The sequence below is a fragment of the Clostridium aromativorans genome (assembly GCF_020908015.1).
Classification (GTDB): Bacteria; Bacillota; Clostridia; order Clostridiales; family Clostridiaceae; genus Clostridium_B; species Clostridium_B aromativorans.
The window spans coordinates 32259-58080 of sequence record NZ_JAJJPB010000024.1; the positions used below are offsets into that span (position 1 = coordinate 32259).

The following is a 25822-nucleotide window of genomic DNA, read 5'->3' on the forward strand; positions in this document are numbered from 1 at the left end:
GAGGTTAATAATGAAAAAAACATTTAATTTATCTGAATATATGAGCAGGGGTATTGAAATTATAGTGAAGAATGTTCTAAAGTCATCTATAAAAAATCCAAAAGAAACTCAATTTTTAATAAAATATATGCTGTCGGTATCAGCTGCAAATAATAGAAGAAATATACTGGAAAGTAAAGGAGAGCATATTCCTCCGTTTTTAATGGCAAGCATTTCCTCCAGCTGCAATTTATATTGTAAGGGGTGCTATGCAAGGGCCAGCAGCTCCTGTGGAGATAACTTAAAGGATACTGAAATATCAGAAGAAAGGTGGGAACAGCTATTTAATGAAGCAAGGGAACTTGGAATCTCATTTATATTGCTCTTAGGCGGAGAACCCCTGATGAGAAGAGGTATTATTGAAAAGGCTTCTTCTGTTAAAGAAATAGTTTTTCCGATCTTCACAAACGGAATCCTGTTGGATGAGGATTATATAAATTTAATTGATAAAAATAGAAACCTGGTGCCGATAATAAGCATTGAAGGCAATGAGTATCAAACTGACTCCAGGCGTGGAAAAAATACCTATAATTCAATAATGACTGCAGTGGATAATTTAAATAAAAGAAAAATTTTATTCGGATGTTCTATAACTGTAACAACTGAAAATATAAAAACTGTCACAAATGAAGGATTTGTACAGGATCTTTATAATAAAGGAACAAGAGTACTGGTATTTGTAGAGTATACTGCGGTAGTCAAATCCACTGAAAAGCTTGCACCAACAAAAAGAGAGCGCCTTTTGCTGGAAAAAAAGCTGGAGGAATTAAGACAGGCATTTGAAAGCATGGTATTTTTATCATTTCCAGGTGATGAGAAATACATGGGAGGATGCCTGGCGGCCGGAAGAGGATTTTTTCACATAAATGCCAATGGCAGCGCAGAGCCATGTCCCCTCTCTCCCTATTCAGATGTAAATTTAAAAGACTCCAGCCTTAGAGAGGCTTTAAAATCACCATTATTCAAAAAACTTAAAGATAACGAGATGCTGGTTGGAGAACATAAAGGAGGATGTACATTATTTAAAAAAGAAGATGATGTCAAAAAATTTTTAAGTACCTGATTGCAAGTATTATATACAATATTTGCTAAATATCGTTATTGTATTTGTAGACATCAGGAAAACAGATACTATAGATAATTTACCTATATGCTATAATTTCTAATCAACACTTCTTCGACTTCCCCTCTTTTAGAGGCAACACTGTTAATTGATCTGTTAGCATTAACTATTTCAATACTATAATCACTATAAAGCTTCCTGATAAATTCGGTATTACTGTTCGATAAGAGAAATCTTACTTTCTTTTTATTTAATTCATCACAAGCTTCCTTTAATTCAATTTGCTGCTCCTTTCTAAATCCTCCTGTGGTATATCCTGTAAAATTGGAACTGTGGCTTATAGGATCATATGGAGGGTCAAAATATACAAATGAATTTTTTTTAATTCCCTTTAAAACTTCTTTATAATCACCAGATTTTATTACAATATCGTTCTCATTTAAAAATTTGCTCACTGCCCTCAAAATTGCATCATTAACGATATTAGGATTTTTATATCGTCCAAAAGGAGTATTAAAATATCCTGCTTGGTTTACTCTATATAGTCCATTATAGCATGTCTTATTCAAGTATATGAACCTGCTGGCCTTTTTTACTTCTGACCAATTTTTATACTCCTCTTTTCTGTCAAATTCTCTCATCTTATAATAAAACTCTTCATCATTGGGATAAGTTTTCAAATATTGAATCAATTCCTCTACTTTATTTTTTATAACATTATATGTATTTATTAATTCAAAATTGTAATCATTTATAACCGCTTTTTTAGGCTGCAAATCGAAAAGAACAGCTCCTCCACCCACAAATGGCTCATAATACTTATAATTACCTTTAGGTATATATTTGCTTATTCCTTTAATTAACTGACGTTTTCCCCCAACCCATTTGACAAAAGGTTGAACTGATTTATTCTTCATAAATATATTTCATTCCTTTAAAATAGATACTTTTATAAGAAAAAAGAAAGTGATGTACATCATCTGTTTTCAACTATCTGAACCTCCACTCCATTTGGATCCTCTATAAAAAAGAATTTAACTTTTGGTGATGGTGAAATAGGTCCTCTTTTAATTATTATACCTTTACTTTTCATATACTTCATAGTTTCATCCAGTGATTTTACCTCAAAGCCAATAGATATACCACTGGCTTCAATTTCAGAATTGCTGTTTCTACTGCATATCAGTTCAATTTTAGGTTTATCCTTTTCCCCAACCATGGCAATATCCACTCCTGGGCCTGGGCTAAATCTATTAAAAACTTTAATTCCCAGCAGTTCGCTGTAAAATTTCAAAGATTCCTCCATATTCTTTACATTTAATGTTATCCAGCAAAGATTCATAATATACCAATCCTCCATATCATATTTTATACTTTTTTTATTTCCAATTCTCTCATAAGATTTAAATTACCTCTATATACAATTTTTCCACTTTTTATTAGTTCTGTTATTCTCCAGAAAATAAAAATATCAGAAACATAATTCTCAGCTTTGCCTATGACTTCTCCTACTGTTCTTGGTGTAAACTCATTTCTTTTTCCGGTATTGTAAGTAATATCTGATACATTTATAGTATACAAATTATGAATTTTCTCTTCAATCATGGATAGAACATACAACATTCCACAAATTTCCGCTGGATTGTTACCATACCACAGATAAATATCTTCATCTTTAATTTTCATCAAATCATCATCAAGTTTTTTATAATCCTCCTTGATCTCCCCAAAAGTTTTGTTATCCTCTTCAATACATATTTTTTTACACCAATTAATTCTTTCTTTTAATTCAATAAATTTATCTATGGGACCATTGGATAAATCATCAAAAAATCCTATCACTTTTTTACCGTCCAGCAGCCCTGTTCCAATTGCATATTTTATACTCCCATAAGGACTGTCAGAGCAGCATATATGTATTATTTCCCCTGACATTTAATTGACCCTCCCTGCTTTTATAATTTAAATGATTATGACAAATCCCTCAATTATTTATATCGAAGAACACTTTGAAAAACTTCATTAAAATCAAATGTGACATAAAGATATATTCCGCTAACTGCCAATGATGCCAGTAGTATGCCATAAATTATTATGAATTTTATTCTGCTGCCTTTAGCTAGTTTAAAATAGAAGCTGTTTTTATATTTTATGGTAAAATCATATGTTTGGTAAATCCCTATTGCAAGAATAATAAATAATGAAATTTTGCCTTTCAGACCTTTTATAGATACAAGTAAATACAATATAAATGGCAGCCCTATATAACATATAACGGGAGATATCGCTTCAGCTATATGACCTCCATCAAGGGGTTTTACAGGAATTAAATTTATTAAGTTAATTACCATGGAAGTGAAGCTCAACACCAAGAATGTAACATCCCCTGTAAAATAATAAATTGCATAGTAGATAAATCCAAGTATGCCCCCAAAAAGTGGACCTCCTATTGCAACAATTGCGTTTTCCCTGCAGTTTTCAATATTTTCATGAACTATATATGCACCAAAAGGCGTAAACCCTCCAAAAGCAACTTTTAAATTTAAAAATTTTGCTGAAACATAATGCCCGGCTTCATGAATAAGTAAAATAAATAAATATCCCAATGCATAATAAAAATTAATGACAAGTCCCAATACCAATATTGTCAGAGAAACTATGAATACATTAAATACTATTTTCCCCACACCTGGCTTTTTTATTAAATCCACACTGTCTTTCACATTGTAATCCTCCCTATCTCCTCATTAAGTATTTGTCAATTATAGGCTTAGTTTTCTTTTATAAAAAGTATTTACAAATCATTTCTCAATTTCACATATATTATAAAGGTATTGTCCTTGTTTTTCGCCCATACCTCTCCCTTATGCAATTTAACAATATTCTTTACTATTGCAAGCCCTAATCCTGAATTATTTTCATAAGAATTTCTTGACTTATCTCCCATGTAAAACCTTTCAAATATCTTTCCAATTTGCTCATCTGATAAATCCTGAATGGGTTTGTTTTGAAAACTCACTACTGTGTTTGTTTTATCTGAAGTAATATTCACATATACACTGCTGTTTTCAACACTGTATTTTACGGCATTGGACAGTATATTCTGAAAAGCTCTGCTTATGAGGTAGGGATCCACATTCAATTTCAGATCTTCCATATCATACTTTTTTACAAATTCAATACCCGATTTCTCCGCCAGAATGGACATTTCCCCTATAATCTGTTCCATAATTTCAACTATGTTCACATTACACAACTCGGTTTTTACTTCACCGCTTTCCAGCTTTGAATACTGAAACAGATTGTCTATTAACAGCTTGAGCTTTTCCGCCCTTTCCAGAGACTTTTTACTGTAGATTTCTCTATTTTTTACAGAAGTGTTTTTGTCGTTTAATAGATATAGATAGCCAATCAAAGAGGTAAGAGGAGTTCTCAAATCATGGGACAGATTTGTCATCAATTCATTTTTAAACCTTTGAAGAGATTTTTCACGTTCCATCATATTTTTCAGATTGAGTGACATCCTATTTATTTCCTCTGCCAAAATTCCCAGTTCGTCACTGCCTCTTTTTTCAAGTTTACAGTTCAAGTTTTCCTGGGAAATTTTTACTATACTTCTGCATATATATTTTATATATATGGCTTTTTTGTAGGACCAGAAATAAATAATTCCCAGTGAGATCACAATTGGAAATGCTATTATATGCATATGCTTGAATATTTCATATACCGTAAAGCTGAATATAATTATTATAAAAAGCTCTCTGGATATACTTTTTAGGAAAAATTCTTTCATTTTACTTATCAATTTTATAACCTACTCCCCAAACCACTTTTATATATTTGGACTTTTCTGGATTTATCTCTATATTTTTCTATAAAGAGCACCTATAAACTATTTCTCAATTTTACGCATATTGTAAAAACATTATCTCTGTTTTCCGCCCACACCTCTCCCTTATGCAATTTAACAATATTCTTGACTATTGCAAGTCCCAATCCTGAATTATTTTCATGAGAATTTCTTGACTTATCGCCCGTATAGAATTTATCGAATATCTTACCTATTTGTTCATCCGACAAATCCCGAACAGGTTTATTTTGAAAACTCACTACCGTGTTTTTTTTATCTGAAGTAATATTCACATATACACTGCTGTTTTTCGCACTGTATTTTATGGCATTGGACAATACATTCTGAAAAGCTCTGCTTATGAGGTAGGGATCCACATTCAATTTCAGATCTACCATATCATACTTTTTTACAAATTCAATCCCCGACTTCTCCGCCAGAATGGACATCTCTCCTATAATCTGTTCCATAATTTCAACTATGTTCACATTACACAACTCAGGTTCTATTTCACCGCTTTCCAGCTTTGAATATTGAAACAGATTGTCTATAAATAGCTTGAGTTTTTCCGCTCTTTCCAGAGACTTTTTGCTGTAAATTTTTCTATCTTTTATGGAAACATCTATGTTATTCAATAGATACAGATAGCCAATCAAAGAGGTAAGAGGAGTTCTCAAATCATGAAATAGATTTGTTATCAATTGATTTTTAAATCTTTGAAGAAATTTTTCACGCTCCATCATATTTTTCAGATTAAGGGACATTTTGTTTATTTCTTCTGCTAAAACTTTCAATTCATCACTGCCCCTTTTTTGAATCTTATAGTCTAGATTCTTCTGTGAAATTTTTACTATGCCTTTGCATATATACTTTATATACTCAACTTTTTTATAAGACCAGAAATAAATAATTTCCAGTGAGATCACAATTGGAAATGCTATTATAAATACATGTTTGAATATTTCATGGTATGCCCCTGAGTTTTTCCATGTAACAAGTACATATTTATTTCCTGAGATATACAAATCATATAATTCATATACTGTTTTCCCAATGTGATCTTTCACCATATGCTCTCTTAAAGAATCCAAATCCATATACCTGTCTTTTATTCCCTTTGATTTCAAAACTATATTGCCTTTCATATCAGCAAGCGCTATGTTTATATTATTCAACTGTGCAAGATTATCTATATAGTAATTATTTTGGAGGTCGGTGGATTTAACATACCTGGTCCTGTACATAAGCATCATTTGATGCATTGACAAAATTCTGGGTGTTATTTTTATCAGAAATTATAATTTGGACAGAAATAGCTATTCCAATTACTAATATTATAAAACTGAATATGTTTATTATAAGAAGTTCCCTGGATATACTTTTCAGAAAAAATTTTCCTATTTTATTTATCAATTTTATAGCCTATTCCCCATACCACTTTTATGTATTTGGGCTCTCCTGGGTTTATCTCTATCTTTTCTCTTATATTCCTTATATGCACTGCCACCGTATTCTTGGAATTGTAAAAAGCTTCATTCCATACATTTTCATATATAGTTTCCGTACTGAGCACCCTTCCCCTGTTTTCCGCAAGTACCTTTAAAATAGAAAATTCAATGGGAGTAAGTTCTACTAAATTCTCCCCAACAAATACCTCATGGGATTCAGTATCTATTGTAAGATCATCTATAACAATCTTATCCCTGTTATGAGGTTTCTCCCCATTGAATTCTGAATATCTTCTGATTTGGGATCTTACCCTGGCCACCAGTTCCAGTGGATTAAAAGGTTTTGTCACATAGTCATCGGCACCTATATCAAGGCCCAATATTTTACTGCTGGGATCATCTTTTGCAGAAAGCATTATAATAGGTATTTTTTTCTCCTTTCTAATTTCAAGGCAAGTATGCAGTCCATCCAGCCCCGGCATCATTATATCCAATATTATCAAATCCACAGCTTGCTTTTTCAACTTTTCTATTGCTGACCCCCCATCACAAGCAGTGATCACCTCAAATTTGTCATTTTGGAGATAAATCTTTATTATATCCAGAATATCCTCGTCATCGTCTACTGCCAATACACTGTATCCCTTCATGCAAATGTCCCCCTTACTGCAATTCACAATTAAAACAATAATTTTATTATAACATGTTCTATAATTTTACGCTTTTTGCAGATTTGATAAAATTAAATCTTTCCGCAAAACATGAGAAGAAGTAAATCATTATAAATGTACAGGGAAATGAATAACGGGGCTGGCCTTCAGAAATAAAATACACAAGGGCAAACATGTAAAAACAAACAAGGTTGTATATTGAATAGCGATCTACAGACTTTTTACCTGAAAATCCCTTAATTGTTATTACACTGTATACAAGCAGCATGACTACAGCAGGAACAAATACCACATATCTTGCAGCATAGGCGTAAAATGAAAATATAAATTTAAAAATTGGGTTTACATTTGCACCATTGAAACTATAGTCTATTTCACTGAAGCCGATATAGGTAATAAACAGCCGTTTGAACCCAAGCTGAACAAATTCTGCTGGATGTGCTCTTATCCATTTCCGTGCTGCCCTGGAGAGCATTTTGTTTTTATCCGTAGCATTGGCATTTATATATTCAGTCTTTTTTACAACAGAATTGCGCACATTTCTGGCATCCATCCACAGGCCATATCTGTTCTGGGAATTATTGTTTACATAAAGTACTATTCCCCCATTGTTGGATATAAAAGTGAACTGCCCCAGGAGTCTGGTATTTCTATATAACCATGGGGATATGGCTACAGCACTTATTATAAATACTATAATTGAATGTTTTAATACTGCCGAAAACTTCATTTTGAAGCACAGTTCCACTATAAAAACCAGAAGAAAAAATCCCAGGAAAAATGGTTTTACCATGGCACCCGCAGCTGTCAGTACGCCAATCAGTATGTATTTGTGTTTAACATCATAGAAGTATAAAAACGTTATTAAAAGCAATATGGCAGTAAACAGTATTTCTCCTGCTAAAATACTGTTGTAGAATATATTGCTGGGGAAAACAACAAATAGACCATATGTAAATTTACGCCTTTTCTCACTCAAATCTGCTTTTTTTAATATTTTATAAAAAAGTACGTAGTTTACGAATGTAAGTGTTAAATTAAAAATTTTTGCTGCTGCCAAGCTACTGCCAAAAATTCTATATACAAGCCCCAGCACAACGGGATACCCCACAGAAGTGTAGGTGTCACCCCAAGGTCCTCCAGCCGCTATCTGTCTGGCTAGTCCATCATAATAGGCAAAATCGGAAAAGGGCTGTGTATTTACCAAAAGCACCCACAGTATACTCATTAAAATTCCGAACAGAGCAGCTTTCCTATAATATTTCTCCATAACAATCCTCCTTTTGATTTTCATATCAGATTCCATTTTAAAAAAAACTTTTAAAGAATTAGTTATAAAATCTATGAAGATTTTCTGAAGATTATACTGACAAGCTGCAAAGACTTTCCTCTTGAATAAAAGAAAAATGAGAAATATAATTCCCGAGCCTAAAAGCTCAGGAAAATTGATTATCACTATTCTATAACTTTTTACAATTTTAAATATGTATTTTAACCCTCTACCTTTTCGGGTTCATCATATTTTTCCCCAAAAGTCTCTACAGTTACCTTTTTCATTTTTTGATCCTCATAAGGCCTGTCGTTATAATCCCTTTTTTGTGATACTATTTCATCTATCTCTTCCATTCCCTCTATAACTTTTCCAAAAGCAGCATACTGGCTGTCAAGATGAGGGGCATCATCCGTCATTATAAAGAATTGAGAGCCTGCAGAATTTGGTGCCATGGTCCTTGCCATAGAGATCACTCCCCTTGTATGTTTTAAATTATTTTTAAAATTATTCGATGAAAACTCACCTTTAATGGAATAACCTGGTCCTCCCATTCCACTGCCTTCAGGATCTCCTCCCTGAATCATAAACCCGGGTATTACTCTGTGAAAAATTGTATCATCATAAAAGCTCCTGTTTATCAAAGATATAAAATTATTCACCGTATTTGGTGCAATATTTGGATAAAGTTCCATCTTTATGGTTTTGTTATTTTCCATTTCAATTGTAACTACAGGATTTTTCATTTATTTTCCCTCTTTCTATAATAAGATTTGATTGTGTATATTTATCCGATAGCTACCTGCCCTAATACTGCCACTTCTACAAGTGACAGATAAGGGCAGCTACGCTCCTGGATAACGATTTCTAAACTTCAGGTGATGTCAAAAACCCCACCTGAAGCAAGAACTCTGTTTATACTATTGAAGCTTTTATATAATTATATAATATTCACCCTGTTTATTAAAGCCCTGGATCTCTCTAGAGCTTTTCTTTGTATTTTTACCAGCCTATATTCTCCAATTTTACCTTTATAAATATATAAATAAAAAATTAAGCAAATAACAATTGAATTGATAAAAATAATAAAAAATATTATAAAAGAGTGTATTTTTTGCTTCAATTATAATATAATAATAAGGTATGTAGGTGAGTGATTACAGAGAAATTGTAAATTCACAAAATCATGTTATACGAGAAAGAACCTATATATAAGCAAGTAACTTCTCCCAAAAGTTACTTGTTGTTTTCATTTTTTGGTTCATCTATTTTAACTTTAACATCTGTCAAAATCTTATCTTTCGAAACACCGGTCTTGCTTTCAAAAAACATTTTAAGTTTATCCTGTTTATAGCAGAAAACTGAAATAATACATAAACTCAATATCTCGGTAATTGAAAGCACTACAATGCACAGGAAGAAAAAGTTCATTCACATTACCCCCTTCCATTGTGCCAACCTGTCATCCCTGTAACCACCCATACAGTAATGATAGAAAGGGGTAATTCTATATAACATGAATCATTACTATTAAATACATTATAGCATAATAATGGTAATGATTAAAAGATACCAAGTTTATGTATTTTTTATATTTATGTGAACAAATCAAAAATGAGAGGTAGATAAGATACAGGTACATTAATATCAGCCATAAATATGAATGATTGTTTTTCCTATATTTTTTATCCTTTTTTCACTCTGTCCCAGCAAAAAATTGACATAGTAATTCTGCCACTCCCTTTCCATGTTTCCTCTACAGTTTATCAACTGCTCGTGTGTAAGTTTAAAGGAGCTGCATGCCAGATCATCATAAAATACAGTTTTCCCCAATAGGGCAAGAAAAGTATCATCAAGAGATTCAAATACCTCACATAGAGTTAAAAAAGCACATTGTTCAATAAGTATTTGAAAAACACTGATCGGTGATTGTGAAATATCTATTTTATATTTTTCCCCATAGCCTTTAAGTATTTCTAAAATAGATGATTCCTTAAAAAAATTGCAGAATTCTGTTTCAACTTTCAATTTTTCAAGATACTGTTTTATGTAAAAAATTCCTTTTATATTCATATCATCAAAAACAAGAGGATAATCCATACTGGAGTATGTATCCTGCGCCCCAAAAATTATATCATAATTTTTAAAAAAATCCGGCAGTGCAGCATCTATCGTATCATTATACATCTTAACTGGAACCCGAAGTCTATTTTCTTTTATTTCTTCGTAAAGTTTTTCACATTGGCAGAAAGTTTCTTTTAAAATTTCAATCCCCTTTTTATAAATTTCAAGTATATTTCCTTTTGAAATTAAAAAAGACCTGCTGGAGTCTTGCTGATTTTGAACACAGGCATTAACTGCATAATAAATCGAACCTAAAATACGAAAAGCAGTATCTTCCTTTATGGAACTGCCCTTTCCCCTTGTATATTTCACTATTAGGTTTTGAAAAATTGACATTATATCTCCTTCCAATGTTACTCCTCCTCTTTCCTACAAGTAAGCTTTTTACCATGCCTGAAATTATTTATAATTTTTTCAGTACCCTTTCCCATTACAAGTTCCATGGAACCATTATAGACATTTCCATAAAAAAACATTAAGGCTTCCAATACCTGTTTATCAGGTAAAAAGTCTGACGTACAGTTTTTTACATAGTGAAAAATCGCATACATATCATTGATTGTTTCCACTAAATTATCCTGATTTACATAAGGAGATTTTCCAATTTTTCTTATAATGAATTCAATTATATCCAGATTGAGCTCAATTCTACCCTGACTTTTCAAGGTGCTGTTTTTTGCATTTATTATATCTTTTATATCCTCTACACCAAGAACAAGATTGTACTTACTTAACTCGGCATTTAACTTGAAAATTTCATCTATGCTGTTAGATTTTTTAGATTTACTTATTGAGTCAAATATTTTGGGTAAATTCATGACTTTTCCTCCTAAAAATTTAATTTAGTACATTTGACATATAATTTATTTTGTGATAATATATGATATACTGGGTTTTTGTATGTATTTTTAATTTATTATATCATACCAATATATAAAAACAAGCCATTTCTATTTTTTTCTACCTCAAATTATCTCATCTCATTATTAATATTCTTTAATAATCTTATAATATGATCATAATCTACAAGTGGTATATTAAAAATATTGTTGTAATTATTTAAAAATCACTATTATCAGGGGGAAATTTCAAATGGAAAAGCTTACAAAATATTTATATATAATATCTTTTGACGGACTTGCCACTTTAGATTTTAAATACATCTCTTCTTTACCTAACTTTAAAAAATTTCTTGCCGAAGCTTCCTATTGTAAAAAAGTGTACAGTGTTTACCCCTCCCTAACATATCCTGCCCATGCCAGCATTGTCACGGGAAAGTATCCCAAAAATCACGGAATAGTAAACAATACCTTATTACAGCCTAATAGAAAATCACCGGACTGGTACTGGGACAGACAATATATAAAAGGAGACACAATTTATGATCTTGCAATAGACAGGGGAATGACAGTAGCAGCCTTGTTATGGCCTATCACAGCAAAATCCAGAATACAATACAACATGCCGGAGATTTTTCCCAATAGGTCCTGGCAAAATCAAACTATAGTATCTTTATTGAATGGAAACCCTTTATTTGAATTTCAACTAAATCAGAAATTTGGTTATTTGAGAGATGGTATGAAGGAACCTGAATTAGATAATTTTACCCATGAATCACTTCTATATACTATAAAAAACAAGAAATCTGATATAACATTTGTCCACTATTCCGATTTGGATTCTATGCGCCACTGCAGTGGATTTTATTCTGAAGAAGCAAATGCCGCACTTCTAAGGCATGACAAAAGGTTAGGTGAAATAATTATAACCTTGAAAGAAAATGATATGTATAACGACAGCACAATTATAATTTTAGGTGATCACAGCAGCATGGATGAGGATAAAATTATAGAACTCAATGTATTATTGAAAAACAATGGATATATTGATGTAGACGAAAGAGGGAAAATTAAAAACTACAGGGCAATATCAAAAAATTGTGATGGCTGTGCCTATATATATTTAAAGAACAAAGACGATAAATTGTTGATAGACAAACTCTATTCTCTTATAGAAAATTTCAATAAAGAAAATCAATGTATCGAAGAAATATACAAAAAAGATATTGTAATGAAATTAGGCGCTGATCCAAATTGTGCTTTTATGGTTGAAGCAAAAAAGGGATTTTATTTTCTTGATGACACGGTGGGAGACATAATAAAATATATAAAACCGGAAGATGTGAGCAGCTCACATAATATCACAAGAGCCACCCACGGGTACTCGCCATACAGAAAAGACTATACAACCGTCTTTATGGCAAGCGGCAGAGGAGTAAAAAAAGGTGTAGTTGTAGATGATATGAATTTGGTTGATGAAGGACCAACTATGGCAAAATTGCTTGGAATTGAGTTAAAAGATGCAGACGGAAGAATTATAAATGAAATATTGGAGTAATAAGTTGATGTCAATCTACTTATTTATGACATTATCTAACACCCGAAGATAATTTTCACAACCTATTTTCTCAATATCTTTACTGTTGTAACCACGATTTGAAAGTATTTTTAATACCTTATTTACTTCTCCATGCCCTTTTATAACATCAAATGATATTCTAGAGTTGCTATATATTTGTCCACTTTCTTCAAAACGATCGCAGAAATCAAATCCGAAACCAACATGATCTATCCCTGCCAAATTAACAATATAATCAATGTGTTTTGCTAAATATTCAGCATTTGAATCTTCATCATTATCGGCTACCATAATACTGGATGCATTAACACATATTATGCCACCTCTGTTTGCAATCGCCTTTATTTGAAAATCTGTAAGGTTTCTTTTTATATTAGATAAAGCTCTACTATTAGAATGTGATGCGATAAATGGATTTTTTGTAAATTTAAGTACATCATCAAATCCTTCATCATTCAAATGGCTTACGTCTATAAGCATCCCTAATTTTTCTGCTTCCTTTATGAGGTTAAATCCAAAATCGGTCAAACCTCCTTTATGGCCTTCAGGAACGTCTGTATAGTGACACCCATCTGCTGCATAATTTCTTCTACTCCAGCTAAGTCCTAACCCTCTTACGCCGAGTTTGTAGAAAATTTTTAAAAGATTAAGACCATTGTATAAAGGCTCTACCCCCTCAAAAGATAAAATAATACCTAATTTTTTATTTTTAATTGCACTCATTACATCATTAAAATTTTTACAAAGCATAAGTTTATTGATTTTTTTAATAGGAAAGTATACACTTATAAAAGGGCAGCTGTAAAATATTAATTAAAAGGGGAGTTATGCTTTGAATCCGGAAATATTTAAAAAGCTTAGATTAAAAAAAGGATATACACTAGCTGATATGTGTCAAATGACAGGATATACAGCAAGCTTTCTTTCACAATTAGAAAGAGGATTAAAAAAGCCCTCACTTAATTCTTTAAGGAAAATTGCTGAATGTCTTGAAGTTCCTATAATATTTTTCTTTATGGAAGATAACAATATACATTCCAGTGAAAATAGCACTGATAATAGATGCGTTGTTATACATAAAAATAGCAGAGATAAACTAGTATTACCAGGAATCACTGCAGAATATGAATTGTTAACGCCAAATTCAATGGATTCAAAAGTTAAACCTGAAATAATTGGGCTATATTACAAATTAGATTTAGGTTGCTGGAGTTCTGAAAAAATGATTACTCATAAGGCTGATGAAAGTATTATTGTACTAAAAGGAAAAGTAAAAGTTTATGCAGGAGATTCTGTATATGAACTTGAAGAAGGTGACAGTATATTAATAAAGAAAAATACACCTCATAATATTTTAAATTGTGGAGAAGAAATATCTGTTAATTTAAGTTATACAAAAAATGATTATTTTCTATAAAAAGGCTAAACGATACCAATAATACATAGTATCTCCTGTTGTACTGTCACATACAAAAAATATATCAATACAGCAATCTCTCGTCACATTGTCAGGAAATAAAAGGAAATCACGTGGGTAAATCCAGTTACAACAATTATACGTAACTGGATTGTAGTTGCATATAATTGCTGCTGGAAATTAATTTAAATTATTTGCGGAATTCCCCTGTATTTATTTCAGAAGATTTCCTGCTGCTTTTACTCTTATTCTAGTTGCATTTCCCGGAATATATGCCAGCGGTACGTCATCAATATCTACAATTTCTATAGATTCAGGATCAGCCCCTGCTTTAATTGCCTGTTCAATCGCCATATTTTTGGCTTCCTTAATAGCCTCTTCACGTCCAATTTTATCCAACATAAATATTTTCTCAACTTGTCCACTTATTTGAGCTATTGCTGCCCCAATGGCGTTCGCCACATCAAAATAATCAGGTCTTATAACTTCTAATGCCCCTGATAATTTATCTGGAAGAAGTACACTTCCTCCTCCTACCAATACAACCTTCATATCATTTGCATTTGTTTTTATCCTATCAATTGCTGATTCTGCCATAATTATCATCCTTTTATATACTTCTTCTGCCATATTTAAGTGAACACCATTTATTTTTTTATCATGACCTATTTTAGCCACTCCAAGTAAAGTTGCTATATCCGAAGCAGTAAGTGTATCTCCCCCGAAACACATGGCCTTTTCTGTAAGTTTATATCCAACGCTATCAGGCCCAATTGAAACTTTATTACCACTTTTTCGTATAACAGTTCCTCCACCGAGACCTATAGATACAAGATCCGGCATACGGAAATTTGTCCTTACACCACCTATTTCAACTGCAGTAGAAGATTCTCTTGGAAATCCATTTACAAGTACGCCAATATCTGTAGTCGTACCTCCTACATCAACAACTAGTGCATTTTTTTGTTTTGCAAGATAAGAAGCTCCCCTAAGACTATTAGTCGGTCCACAAGCAATAGTAAATATAGGGTATTTCATGGCATAATCTACTGACATAAGTGTACCATCATTTTGTCCAATATAAACTTGACAATCTATATTTTCATTTTTAAGTGCTTTTATGAATCCTTTCACTGTAGTTTTTGCCACATCAACTAATGATGCATTCAATATATTTGCATTTTCACGTTCTAAAAATCCTATACTGCCTATTTCGGATGACAGTGACACTGGTACATCCGGCATCTCTTCTTTAAAAATTTCTGCTGCCTTAATTTCATGCTGATTTGACACAGGTGAAAATACAGACGTAATTTCTATAGAATTAACTTTTCCCTTTATTTCACTGGCTATTTTTCTCAAGTATTTTTTATCAAGTGTTGAAATTTCATTTCCATTAAATTCAAATCCACCTTTAACTATGTAGCTAAAGTTACCTATCGCTTCTTTAAGCTCCTCAGGCCATCCTGTCATTGGTTTTATTGCAGTTGTAGCAGGGTATCCAATTCTTATGATACCAACCTTATTCAATCTTTTGCGTTCGACAATTGCATTGGTACAGTGCGTAGTTCCAAGCATGGCATATTTTATATCTTCTCTCGGTACACTACTCATTTTCAAAACTTCCAAAAGTGCCTTATATATCCCTGAACTTACATCCAAAGTAGTTGGGGTTTTTGTTTTTACCACAGGTGTCAGATTTTCATCAAGAATTACTGCATCTGTATTAGTTCCACCAACATCTATACCAATTCTATACTTCATTTTAAAATTCCCCCATTCTGCTTTTAATTCTCTGCTCAATAGGAACATAGTCTACATCGTAACCAAAATATCTTGGCCCTACAGTCTTAATTCCATCTTTGGTCCTCCATTTTTCATCGCAAGGTATACAAATTACTATTCCTCTATTTCCATATCTAAGAGTTTCTGTTGTTATAGCATGTCCTGTTTCAATATCAAGTACCACAATAAGATCTGGAGCCGTAGCCAGTATTTCTCCCTCATTAGTTTGTACTATTAAATTTTCATTTTGGAACTCTATTTTAATGGATTTCCCCTTATACTCGTCGATGCCCGTCATTTTACTTTCTCCACGTACAAATCCACCGTCTGTTTTTCTCAATATGTCACATACCTTGCCTTTGAATAATTCAAATCCTCCACTTACCTTAAGCACTGCATCAACAGGATTTGTATTTTTATTTTTTGCTATTCTTATTGCACGTCCAACTTCTTCAGTTTTAGTTACAATTCCCCTAATTGAAGTTTTTTTAACTTGAGATCCAGTCATAGTGTAGCTTGCCATCATTGTCGATCCACCCGATGCTACAGTTACAGCCCTAGCTAAAGTTTCACTCCACTTATTGCTTACAGTATTAAACATTGTGGCATTTCCCTTTTCATCACACACTACCAGAGGAGTTGATTTTACTCCGCCAAGGCTAAAAGTTACCATTTGAATTTCCGGAAAAGCCCTTCCCATCCCGTCTCCATCCACAATGGGCATTCCCAATGTTGCTGCTACTGCAAAAGGTATCATAGAATTGAGTCCCCCCGCCTCAAATGGTATTGTAGCAAAAATTTCTTTGCCAAGATAATCTTTTAAAAGTGAAAAAGCATTTATGGCTTCTTTGCCATTAGGAATTTTCTCAATTAAAATAGTTGGCGCTCCCATCATATTAGTTGGTACAACAATTGCATCATCTGGCACTTCATCTACATCAAGCATTGTGACTTCTCCATGAGTCTTAATGGCATCGATAGCCATAAGTTTACCAACATATGGGTCTCCACCGCCTCCTGTACCATACACTGCAGCTCCTGCCGCTATATCTTCAATTTCCTTGACGCCTATTTTTCTCATACCTTTACTCCCTTTCATCTATCAATTGAACTAATTTATTTGATACATCATTAAGCATCTGTTCAAATGCTGTATTGTCACTCATACACAACAATTTTTCTCTATTTATAATGTTGGCTATTTCAACTAATTTTTTATCCTTGACAAGATCCAATTCATCAAATAGTTCAATTATCTTTTGAGCCGTATCAATAAGTCTAAGTGAGCCATATATTTTAGGTTCATCTATACACCCAACTGCACTTGAAACAATATAAGCAAGTAATTGAATCAGCTTTTCACTCATATTTTTTCCTCCCACTTGTTATAGAAAACAACATCTTCTAACTTTTTTTTGGGAGGCGATTTAGGCTCATTTTGAGGATATCCAATACTTATTATCAAGTCTGGTGATATATAATCAGGAAGTTTTAATATTTTTCTAACCGCCTCACCATTAAAAGACTTGACTGGGCATGTTCCCCATCCTCTCTCTGTGGCTAGAAGAATAATATTTTCCGATGCCATAGAAACATCCATTATTGCCATCTCATCACTTCCCAATTTTCCTCCCCTATCATATGCTAGCTTTCTATTAGAACAAACTACGATTATACATGGTGGTTTTCCAATTAATCCCGGGCTAAAAGGAAAGATCTTATTTAATTGTTTTATATCATCTATAATTCCAAACAGCCATGACTGAATGTTACTGCCAGAGGGAGCTGTAACAGCCCCTTCAAGCAATTTCATAACTTCAGATCTGGCAATAGCCTTTTTGGAGAATGCTCTGATGCTTCTCCTTTTTTTCATAATATTTAATAATGTACTATCCGCCATATTTTCCCTCCTAGATATTTTTATCCGAATATTGCTATTTATTTAGGATATTCCATATACTACGTGATTTTTTTGGAGATCTCGGATATGACATTCTGCTATGACTTAAGCCGAGCAATACTAAAGATTCCAGATATCTAACCGACACAGATACTGGATATATTACAGGTACATCATATCTTTTATCATGCAATAACCCCATTAACTTTTCACTAACCCCTATCATACCGGTACAGCCCAGTATTAAAAGTTGTGCATTATATTTTTCTATAGCTTCAATTGCCAATTTAAATAAAGATTGTATTAGGCGATCTTTCTCACCTAATTCTAAAACTGGAATGTTAACAGCCTTAACTGATGCAAGCTTTGCTGCAACTCCTGCATCATAAGCTATTCTCTCAATAATGGGAACAACACCATCTGTAACAGTAATTACTGAAAACCTAGTTGAAAGATCTGCAGCACATAACATAGATGTTCTACATGGACCAACTACAGGAATATCAACCAGCTCACGTAATGCATCCAATCCAGGATCTCCCATACAACTGACAAATATACCATCATACCCTTGTTTAGCGGCGTCCAATCCAACTTTAATAATACCAGGCGCAGCTAATGCTTCATCAAAAGAGCATTCAATTGACTCTGTTCCATAGGGAACCCTTTCAACATCAATTTGTACTTTAGAAGATGCAAAGCCTTGTGCTTCAGCAATAGATTTTTTTTCGAAATCTTCATCTGTAATAGGACTTATATATTTGATTTTCATATTTGTATAATCATTCCTTTCGTTTCACTAATTTCAAACCAGAATTACTGACTTGCGGCATATATTTCAATATTTAACCAATATACTTATCTGTCTGAGCAAATTTAGCATTAGTCTGGCCTTTGAAAGCAGCATAAATTTTCATTAAAACATAGTATGTTACCACAGCTGTGATGATAGAATTTAAGGATGAAATTCCCTGCTTAACAAAATACCCTACCATAAATGCACATAGCCATGATATTATTGTTATTGGATTCCATGATTCACAAGAATCAGGCAAATTTCCATTTTGTCTCGCTTCATCCAAAACAGTTCTATCCCTTTTTAATATAAAGTAATCCACTACCATAATTCCTGCAATTGGAGGTACAAATACACCTAAAAATGTCAGATAGGCGACAAAATAATTCATTATTCCAATGGCAGATAACAAAGTACCAAATATGCCAATTACTACAGTTATAGTACTTCTATTAAATTTTTTCTTAAATATGGTGCTAAGTACAGTAGTCAAGCCCAAACTTGAAGAGTATAAATTTATATCATTTATTTTTACAGTTGAGAAAATTACAATTGCAACACCTAACCATCCAGATAAAGAATACATTATTGTCATTATGTCACTGGATTTAACAACATGAGCCATTAGAACTGCAATCATGCACATACTAAGTTCTCCAACAAATGTGCTAATTAGTATCATCCAGAATACTTGTTTACTATTTGAAAGGAATCGACATATATCAGGGGTCATAACTGCTCCAACAATAAAACCACCTGCCACCATAGTAGTTCCAACTGAAAGTGACATAGAAGGGCCAGGCTGCGTTGAAGTTAAAAGTGTTGATATATTTGTGTTGCTTAACATTTTAACTGTTGCTATTCCTACAGCCAGTAAAAATAACGGAAGCGCAATATTAGCAGTATAACTCAACATTTTAAATCCATAAACTACTATGGCAACAATTGAAAGGCCGGTAATAATTGCCCATATTTGAGCATTAAAAATCTTAGTAGCATTAAACATTCCTTCCGCACATACAGAATTTTGTACTCCAAACCATCCTATACATCCTATAGCTATAATCAATCCAACTATTGTAGAGCCTAAATTTCCAAAACCTGACCACTTTGACAATAAGCTTGTTGACAATCCTTCTCTAGCAGCTATAATTCCCAATGCAACGCCAACTATTTGTAAAATTACACTTCCAAGCAAAACTGACAATAGTGCTTTGTTAAATGTCATGCCATATCCCAATGATGCACCAAGCATTAACTGTGATACACAAGCAAAGCCCCCTAATCTGACTACAGTTACCTGCCAAAAATTTTGTTTTGCAGTTTTTGGAACACGCTCTAGAGAATAATCATCTTTAGTTTCTCTGTTACTCATATTTGTCCTCCTCCTGTTTTAATAATTTCAATATTTGATTACTTATAACATTGTGCCTAAATTAGTTTTTTTGTGGTATTATAATTATAATAATTTAACCTGTAGTTAATTAACTCACAGTGAATATGGTATTAATTTATATTATAAAGCTATTTATCAATTTGTCAATAATTTAATCAAATTTGTTATTAAATATCAATTTAATGATTATTTTATTATTGAAATCGTTAATAATTAAAATATAAATTATAAAACTGTCTATTTGATGAAGCTATTTCTTATACTAATAAAAACAAATATATCTTTATATATAAAAAAAGTTGAGAATTATTGTTTCTCAACTTTTTTATACATATACCAAGAACTAATGGACCAATTTTTTATTTTGGAAATAATTGATCAGGCATATTCAATTATAAAAAATTCTAACGTATATATGAAACTTTTTCTTTCTGCAGGGCATCTTTAAGCCACATTGGGTGCATGGGCAAAAGATTTTTTGGTAAACGGTAAAAATCAAAATAATCTACATCCAATGTTTCTTCTCCACTTTTAATTAAATTGCCCTCCACAACTTCACATTCAAAACAGGTTGTAATAAAATGGTCTATCTTGCCACTTGGATATGAAAAAACTTGTGAAAGGGGGTTTGAATAAACTCCAATTAATCTATTGACCTTAACTTTCAAACCGGTTTCCTCCATAATTTCTCTGATAATTGCTTCTTCTACGGTTTCTCCAGGTTCAACATGTCCTGAAGGAATACCCCACAATCCATTATCCGCACGTTTCATCAGAAGAACTTTTTTATGCCTGTCAAATATGATGCCTGCAACTCCTGCTTTAACACCATCATTAGGCCAGGGAAAAGAAGGTGAAGCCCACTTTTTCACAGCTAAATTATCATCAAATAATCCCTTTAAATTTGAAATAACAGCATCGGGATTACGAAAATCCCTAGCAGATGGAAAGCTATTTGTCTTTTTATTCGATACTAGAATGGCTTGTATTCCCATCTGATGTGCTCCTAAGATATCGCTATATGAATTGTCACCTATCATTACTGCCCTAGAAGGTACTTTTAAATCCTCAAGAGCTTTCTTAAACATATAGGGATAGGGTTTTCCTATAATTACAGGCTTTTTTTCTGATGCTACCTCAACTGCTTTCACAATTGCCCCAACTGCCGGTAAAAGGCCTTCTGTACCTGGAAAATTTCTATCATTGTTTGTCCCAATAAATTTTGCACCATTATCAATTAATTGCACTGCTTTTTTAATATCACGAAGACGCAATTTATCATCCCAGCCCACTACAACTGCTTCTGCACTCATCGTATCATCAATTAAAATTCCGGCTTGTTTACACTCCCACTTTGAATTTTCATCTCCAAGGACAAATACAGTCTTTATATTTTTCTTCTTCAAGTATTGAGCTGTAACCCAACTTGCTGTAATTACTTCTTCACTATGTGCCTCTATGCCAATTTTATTTAAACGTTTCACCATTTTTTCCCGCGTTGTGCAGGGGTTATTTGTTAAAAATCTAATCGCTTTTCTATTTCTTCGAAGAAGTTCAAGGCATTCTACTGCCCCTGGAAGAGGATTGCCTTCTATATAGATAACTCCATCTAGATCAAATAAAAATACATCAAATTCATCAGCTGCCATGTACTCTCTCTCCTTTAATTTTATTCAGTAACGTTTTCAACTATATAAAAGTAGCATTTCTATTGTATATACTGTATTTATTTCATATTAGAAAAATATCAACGGGTTTTACCTTTAAATTATATCATAGACATCACATGTCATTTTCTTCTTCATCTAATTTTTTTGATATTTTTTTCTACTACTAATTTTTTACACCCTACAGATCGTTTCATGAAATTTCGAATAAAAAACTCCCTTAAGTAAAAGCTATGTTAATGAATGGAGGTGTCTTTATGTCAAAATCAATACATGATAAAACTAAGGATATAAAACAAAAAAAAGGTAAAAATACTCAGCCTATAGGTAACAGTGACTTTGAATCAAAAACACGCTGGAAAGTTTACAGCAGTAAAAAGGGATATCAGATTTGTGGAAGGGATACTCATTCTGAACAGTAATTTTCATGAGAAAGCTCCACCTAAATCTAACAATCACTTAATTTGAGGAGGTAGATAAAATGCCAAAAAGAACTACTAAAATAATTGCCGGGTTAATTACTTTAATTTTGTTAAATATCAGCCCTGTAATGGTTCATGCCCTGTCACCCGACAATGTACCCATAACAAGTCAGACCGTTTTGAAAAGCAATAAAAATCATAAACATCCTGATTATAAATTTCGTCTTGATAAACTAGTAAAAGATGGTATAATAACAAAAGATCAGGAAAACATAGTACTGAATTCAATAAAACATGATGATTTCCGAAAATTTATGAAAGAGAAACATAAATGCTCTAAAAATAAATTAGATGTTCTAGTTAAAAATGGTACGATAACCAAGAAGCAAAAATCAGCCATACAAAAGTTATTTTCCTCTTCCAGAAAACAGGGAAAAAATTTCAAAAATTATTTTAACAATGGGTTGAATGAATTAGTAACTAAGGGAACTTTAAATAAAGAGCAAAAAAATGCTGTACAAAATTTATTTATTTCCTGTAGAAAAGAACACATAAAAAATATGACTGAATTTTTCAGGAATAGATTGGATAGTTTAGTAAGCAAAGGTACAATTACTAAAATACAAGAAAAATCCATAATAAAGAGTTTGACAGATTTTAGGCATACTTCATAGCTTTGTCCATAAATATATTTAATTTAAAATTTCACATGTTATTGCTGCTCGGCGAGGCAGCAATAACATATGGATACCTCAGAATGCAGACTTAAATCACTCATTTAAATCTATTCTAAATTTTAGATCTTCTCTGAACTCAAAATTGCTGAGATCAGTCGTTTTTAAAGTATATTTCTTATTGGAATCCAGTGCTGGAAATACTATTGTAAATTCATTGGGATGTTTATCATCCAATCTGTCAATATACCTCTTAGGAGCGAGATCTTTTCCAGAATTGTCTTTTACAAAGAGGTTGGTTGCCTGAAAATAGGGAGCCTTTCCAACGGCTGTAAATCTAATTGTAGTTGAATTGCTTTCAGTTTTAATTTCATTTATTATGAGTTTACCCATCCTGCCCTGGGGAAGTTCTATGGGATATTTTCCATCTATGACTCTGTATATTTCTTCAGGTTTATTCCCCTTCATCTTATATGAAACTTTTTTACCATTCTTGTCTGTATATGTTCCTCCTGCACCTGTAGAATAAATATTGCAGGGAATAACAGTCAAATATTTCGGGATACGTTTTACGCTCATATAATTCATCTCGGCAGAGAAAGTCCCTGGAAAATCACCAGTAATACCACCGCCTTTAGGCAGAAGCTGTACTCCATTATCATCAAAAACAATCCAGTAATTGTAGTTGAATACATTGTTATAAGAATTATTGGATGAATCAGATATATATTTTTTTGTTTTAACATTTCCACTTACAAAAATAGAGGTATCTATAGGGGAAAATACTATTTTGTCTATATTTGCAGTGCTGTCTGGCAAATCGATTTTCTTATCTGGTTTAAATATACGGCTATTCTTAACCAGTTCATCCTTAGATATACTGAATTCAAAATTCCATTTACCTCTTATATTGGATAGTTCATCAATATTTAAATCCACATTGAAATTAGAAGAATTCTTGAATAAATCAGTATGAATTTCTTCAGTTCCCACGTAAGTGCAGCTGTTAATATAATTTCCAGAGGCAGAGCCAGTAGAACCATCTATATATTTTCCATTTATTTTTAAAAACCTAGATAGACTTGAAGATTCCAGGCCTTCAATTTTTTTATTGCTTTTTACAGTATAACCTATAATCAATTTTGAACCATCGGCCATGGCCTCATTTATGGTAAGAGTTACTCCATTGCTTGTAACACTTTTATTTATGGGCTGAGAATATTTAGAATAGTTTCCATGAGAACCCAATCTATCATTTAGAGTTTGAATTATAGAATTTAAAATTGGAATATTTTCGGCAAAAGCAGGAGAAACCATGCCTATACCTGTAATACTGATTAAACTAATAGCTGCCGCAATTGAAGCACATTTTAGAAATTTAAAATTTCTCTTTCTGTTAATTCTTCTATTTAATCCATAGCTTTCTGCTATATTTTCTATATTTTCGCATAAAAAATACCTTCTTATAAATATTTGCTTATCCAGATCTTTCATATCATTTATTGCTCTCAAAATCTCTTTTCTATTCTCTTTTGATATTATTGTATGTTCCGTATTAATATCACATTGGAAATCGTAGTTATCTACACTATCGTTTGTACTTTCATTGAAAAGTTTTCTTTTATAATCTATAGCCTTATACTTTGCTATAGCAGTTATCCAGTATTTAAATTCCCCCTTTTCCGGATCAAAACTCCATATATTGTTCCAAACAGCCCAGAATACATCATTAACACATTCTTCTGAGTGTTGAAGCTGAAATTTGGAATTCAGCACTGTCCGTACCACCTTAAAAACCAGATTGCTATATTTGTCCACTGCAAATTCCAATGCTTTTGAATTTTTCTCTTTTATTTGTTCCACAAAATTATTTTCATCTATATTCACATTTTTCCTCCTTAAGAAGCTTTCATAATTTAATACGAAGCCATGATAGATTTTCTGACATCAGATTTTGTACTTTGATTGTAAACATAAAAAACTAGCTTAATCAATGCACTAAGCTAGTATCATTCTGAATATATATTCAATGTTTTTATCTTCCGGAATCAATATAAAATATTCACTGAAATCAACATTATATTTTGGCCAGCAAATTCATTTCAACTTTTTTCCCGCTGGAATCAATAACTTCAACTTCCTGAAATCTGGCATAGTTTACTTTAACTCCTTCATCTAGATCAATTTGTATTCTCTTATTTGCTAGATATGCCGCAGCCTGGTCATATTCTCTGCACTCTTCCATCTGCTTCTTTATCCTATATATTTTCTTCTTAGCAGAATTTCTCTCTTTTGATGAATAATCTTCCGAATCAACTATAAGCCTCTGTCTCTCAATTTCAGTCTCATATTTTCTCTGAAGCACATGCAGATAATCTGTCCTGACTTTGGCTACAGTCTGATCGCTGTACCTGTGCATATAAATAAGCGCCTTGAATCCGTTGCTTTTCCCGGAATCGAAGAGCCAGTAAATAGGTCTCTTCTTATAGTTCTTTACATGATCACTGTAAAATTCTCCGACAAAATATCTCCTAAGCGACTGCCTTGCCGTTTCAGAAGATTTCCTCCCTATGGAATCGGCTATAAAATCCAGATTTTCCTCCAGGGTATCTTCACCGTACACAATCTTTACAAATCTGATAAACCTTGAAACTATGTCATCTTCAAAATACTCATCTTCCGTAATGGGAATGACATTGTCCCTGTCAGGAGCAAAGGTGGCATCTGTCCAAAAGTCCGATATGACATTTCCGTCATTGTCTCTCTCTATTTTTCTAACCTGCCAGGTTTCTCCTCCAGACTGTGAATTGTTCACCCTAAAATGAGAACTGAACTCCCCTCCCGCATATATAAGGCCTTCTACATCGATGGAGTACCTG

26 protein-coding genes and 1 pseudogene are annotated in these 25822 nt (G+C 32.6%); 5 read left to right on the forward strand and 22 right to left on the reverse strand.

Annotated elements, in window-relative coordinates; translation table 11 throughout:
• Positions 1 to 10 precede the first annotated feature (10 nt).
• Entirely contained in the window at positions 11 to 1102 is a 1092-nt protein-coding gene (locus LN736_RS14960; RefSeq protein ID WP_229981872.1) for a radical SAM protein, read from the forward strand.
• 83 nt (positions 1103 to 1185) lie between these two features.
• Here LN736_RS14960 and LN736_RS14965 read toward each other — a convergent pair whose 3' ends face one another.
• The 12 genes from LN736_RS14965 to LN736_RS15020 all read right to left on the reverse strand — a co-directional run bounded on the left by LN736_RS14965 (position 1186) and on the right by LN736_RS15020 (position 11286).
• Complete coding sequence (locus tag LN736_RS14965) at positions 1186 to 2019, reverse strand: DNA adenine methylase (protein WP_229981873.1); 834 nt, start codon at positions 2017 to 2019, stop codon at positions 1186 to 1188.
• A 59-nt stretch (positions 2020 to 2078) separates the two neighbouring features.
• Positions 2079 to 2444, reverse strand: a complete 366-nt coding sequence (locus tag LN736_RS14970) for a VOC family protein (RefSeq protein WP_229981874.1) — start codon at positions 2442 to 2444, stop codon at positions 2079 to 2081.
• A gap of 26 nt (positions 2445 to 2470) precedes the next feature.
• Complete coding sequence (locus LN736_RS14975) at positions 2471 to 3037, reverse strand: DUF1835 domain-containing protein (protein WP_229981875.1); 567 nt, start codon at positions 3035 to 3037, stop codon at positions 2471 to 2473.
• A 53-nt stretch (positions 3038 to 3090) separates the two neighbouring features.
• On the reverse strand, positions 3091 to 3825 hold the full coding sequence (locus tag LN736_RS14980; protein WP_229981876.1) for a site-2 protease family protein: 735 nt from the start codon (positions 3823 to 3825) through the stop codon (positions 3091 to 3093).
• Between the two features lie 71 nt (positions 3826 to 3896).
• A complete protein-coding gene (locus LN736_RS14985) occupies positions 3897 to 4910 on the reverse strand; it encodes a HAMP domain-containing sensor histidine kinase (protein WP_229981877.1) in 1014 nt (337 codons plus the stop codon).
• Positions 4911 to 4990: 80 nt separating this feature from the next.
• Positions 4991 to 6217, reverse strand: coding sequence for a HAMP domain-containing sensor histidine kinase (locus LN736_RS14990; protein ID WP_229981878.1), 1227 nt, complete (start codon positions 6215 to 6217; stop codon positions 4991 to 4993).
• Between the two features lie 140 nt (positions 6218 to 6357).
• Positions 6358 to 7053, reverse strand: coding sequence for a response regulator transcription factor (locus tag LN736_RS14995; RefSeq protein ID WP_229981879.1), 696 nt, complete (start codon positions 7051 to 7053; stop codon positions 6358 to 6360).
• A gap of 58 nt (positions 7054 to 7111) precedes the next feature.
• On the reverse strand, positions 7112 to 8344 hold the full coding sequence (locus LN736_RS15000; protein ID WP_229981880.1) for a hypothetical protein: 1233 nt from the start codon (positions 8342 to 8344) through the stop codon (positions 7112 to 7114).
• Between the two features lie 221 nt (positions 8345 to 8565).
• Positions 8566 to 9090 carry a peptidylprolyl isomerase gene (locus LN736_RS15005; RefSeq protein WP_229981881.1) on the reverse strand — a complete coding sequence of 175 codons (525 nt, stop codon included), beginning with the start codon at positions 9088 to 9090 and terminating at the stop codon, positions 8566 to 8568.
• A gap of 490 nt (positions 9091 to 9580) precedes the next feature.
• On the reverse strand, positions 9581 to 9775 hold the full coding sequence (locus LN736_RS15010; protein WP_179977412.1) for a hypothetical protein: 195 nt from the start codon (positions 9773 to 9775) through the stop codon (positions 9581 to 9583).
• 216 nt (positions 9776 to 9991) lie between these two features.
• Complete coding sequence (locus LN736_RS15015) at positions 9992 to 10819, reverse strand: DUF6179 domain-containing protein (RefSeq protein WP_229981882.1); 828 nt, start codon at positions 10817 to 10819, stop codon at positions 9992 to 9994.
• A gap of 2 nt (positions 10820 to 10821) precedes the next feature.
• The gene (locus tag LN736_RS15020) at positions 10822 to 11286 is read right to left on the reverse strand and encodes a DUF6323 family protein (RefSeq protein ID WP_229981883.1); all 465 of its coding nucleotides are present in this window, start codon (positions 11284 to 11286) and stop codon (positions 10822 to 10824) included.
• Positions 11287 to 11560: 274 nt separating this feature from the next.
• On the opposite strand from LN736_RS15020, the gene LN736_RS15025 reads away from it, so the two are divergent.
• The gene (locus LN736_RS15025) at positions 11561 to 12865 is read left to right on the forward strand and encodes an alkaline phosphatase family protein (protein WP_229981884.1); all 1305 of its coding nucleotides are present in this window, start codon (positions 11561 to 11563) and stop codon (positions 12863 to 12865) included.
• A gap of 15 nt (positions 12866 to 12880) precedes the next feature.
• Here the strand turns inward: LN736_RS15025 and LN736_RS15030 are convergent, their stop codons facing one another.
• Positions 12881 to 13636, reverse strand: coding sequence for a dipeptidase (locus LN736_RS15030; protein ID WP_268253917.1), 756 nt, complete (start codon positions 13634 to 13636; stop codon positions 12881 to 12883).
• 82 nt (positions 13637 to 13718) lie between these two features.
• On the opposite strand from LN736_RS15030, the gene LN736_RS15035 reads away from it, so the two are divergent.
• Positions 13719 to 14303: a helix-turn-helix domain-containing protein gene (locus LN736_RS15035; RefSeq protein WP_150358544.1), complete on the forward strand. Its 585-nt coding sequence runs from the start codon at positions 13719 to 13721 to the stop codon at positions 14301 to 14303.
• A 213-nt stretch (positions 14304 to 14516) separates the two neighbouring features.
• Here LN736_RS15035 and LN736_RS15040 read toward each other — a convergent pair whose 3' ends face one another.
• The 7 genes from LN736_RS15040 to LN736_RS15070 form a co-directional block, all read right to left on the reverse strand.
• Entirely contained in the window at positions 14517 to 16067 is a 1551-nt protein-coding gene (locus tag LN736_RS15040; protein ID WP_229981886.1) for a hydantoinase/oxoprolinase family protein, read from the reverse strand.
• Between the two features lies 1 nt (position 16068).
• Positions 16069 to 17169 carry a DUF917 domain-containing protein gene (locus tag LN736_RS15045; protein ID WP_150358542.1) on the reverse strand — a complete coding sequence of 367 codons (1101 nt, stop codon included), beginning with the start codon at positions 17167 to 17169 and terminating at the stop codon, positions 16069 to 16071.
• 4 nt (positions 17170 to 17173) lie between these two features.
• Positions 17174 to 17455, reverse strand: a complete 282-nt coding sequence (locus tag LN736_RS15050) for a DUF6092 family protein (RefSeq protein ID WP_150358541.1) — start codon at positions 17453 to 17455, stop codon at positions 17174 to 17176.
• The gene (locus tag LN736_RS15055) at positions 17452 to 17988 is read right to left on the reverse strand and encodes a nitroreductase family protein (protein WP_179977416.1); all 537 of its coding nucleotides are present in this window, start codon (positions 17986 to 17988) and stop codon (positions 17452 to 17454) included. Before LN736_RS15055 ends, LN736_RS15050 begins: the two co-directional genes overlap by 4 nt.
• 34 nt (positions 17989 to 18022) lie before the next feature.
• Positions 18023 to 18760 (reverse strand): aspartate/glutamate racemase family protein, encoded by a 738-nt coding sequence (locus LN736_RS15060; protein ID WP_150358539.1) that lies wholly within the window; start codon positions 18758 to 18760, stop codon positions 18023 to 18025.
• Between the two features lie 73 nt (positions 18761 to 18833).
• Entirely contained in the window at positions 18834 to 20159 is a 1326-nt protein-coding gene (locus tag LN736_RS15065) for a purine-cytosine permease family protein (protein WP_150358538.1), read from the reverse strand.
• A 425-nt stretch (positions 20160 to 20584) separates the two neighbouring features.
• Complete coding sequence (locus LN736_RS15070) at positions 20585 to 21829, reverse strand: HAD-IIA family hydrolase (protein ID WP_229981887.1); 1245 nt, start codon at positions 21827 to 21829, stop codon at positions 20585 to 20587.
• Positions 21830 to 22104: 275 nt separating this feature from the next.
• On the opposite strand from LN736_RS15070, the gene LN736_RS15075 reads away from it, so the two are divergent.
• Positions 22105 to 22269, forward strand: a complete 165-nt coding sequence (locus LN736_RS15075; RefSeq protein WP_179977419.1) for a hypothetical protein — start codon at positions 22105 to 22107, stop codon at positions 22267 to 22269.
• Between the two features lie 59 nt (positions 22270 to 22328).
• The gene (locus LN736_RS15080; protein ID WP_229981888.1) at positions 22329 to 22943 is read left to right on the forward strand and encodes a hypothetical protein; all 615 of its coding nucleotides are present in this window, start codon (positions 22329 to 22331) and stop codon (positions 22941 to 22943) included.
• A 96-nt stretch (positions 22944 to 23039) separates the two neighbouring features.
• Here LN736_RS15080 and LN736_RS15085 read toward each other — a convergent pair whose 3' ends face one another.
• Positions 23040 to 24830: a sigma-70 family RNA polymerase sigma factor gene (locus LN736_RS15085; protein ID WP_229981889.1), complete on the reverse strand. Its 1791-nt coding sequence runs from the start codon at positions 24828 to 24830 to the stop codon at positions 23040 to 23042.
• 190 nt (positions 24831 to 25020) lie between these two features.
• Positions 25021 to 25822: pseudogene (locus tag LN736_RS15090) on the reverse strand (BREX-1 system adenine-specific DNA-methyltransferase PglX); the annotation flags it as partial.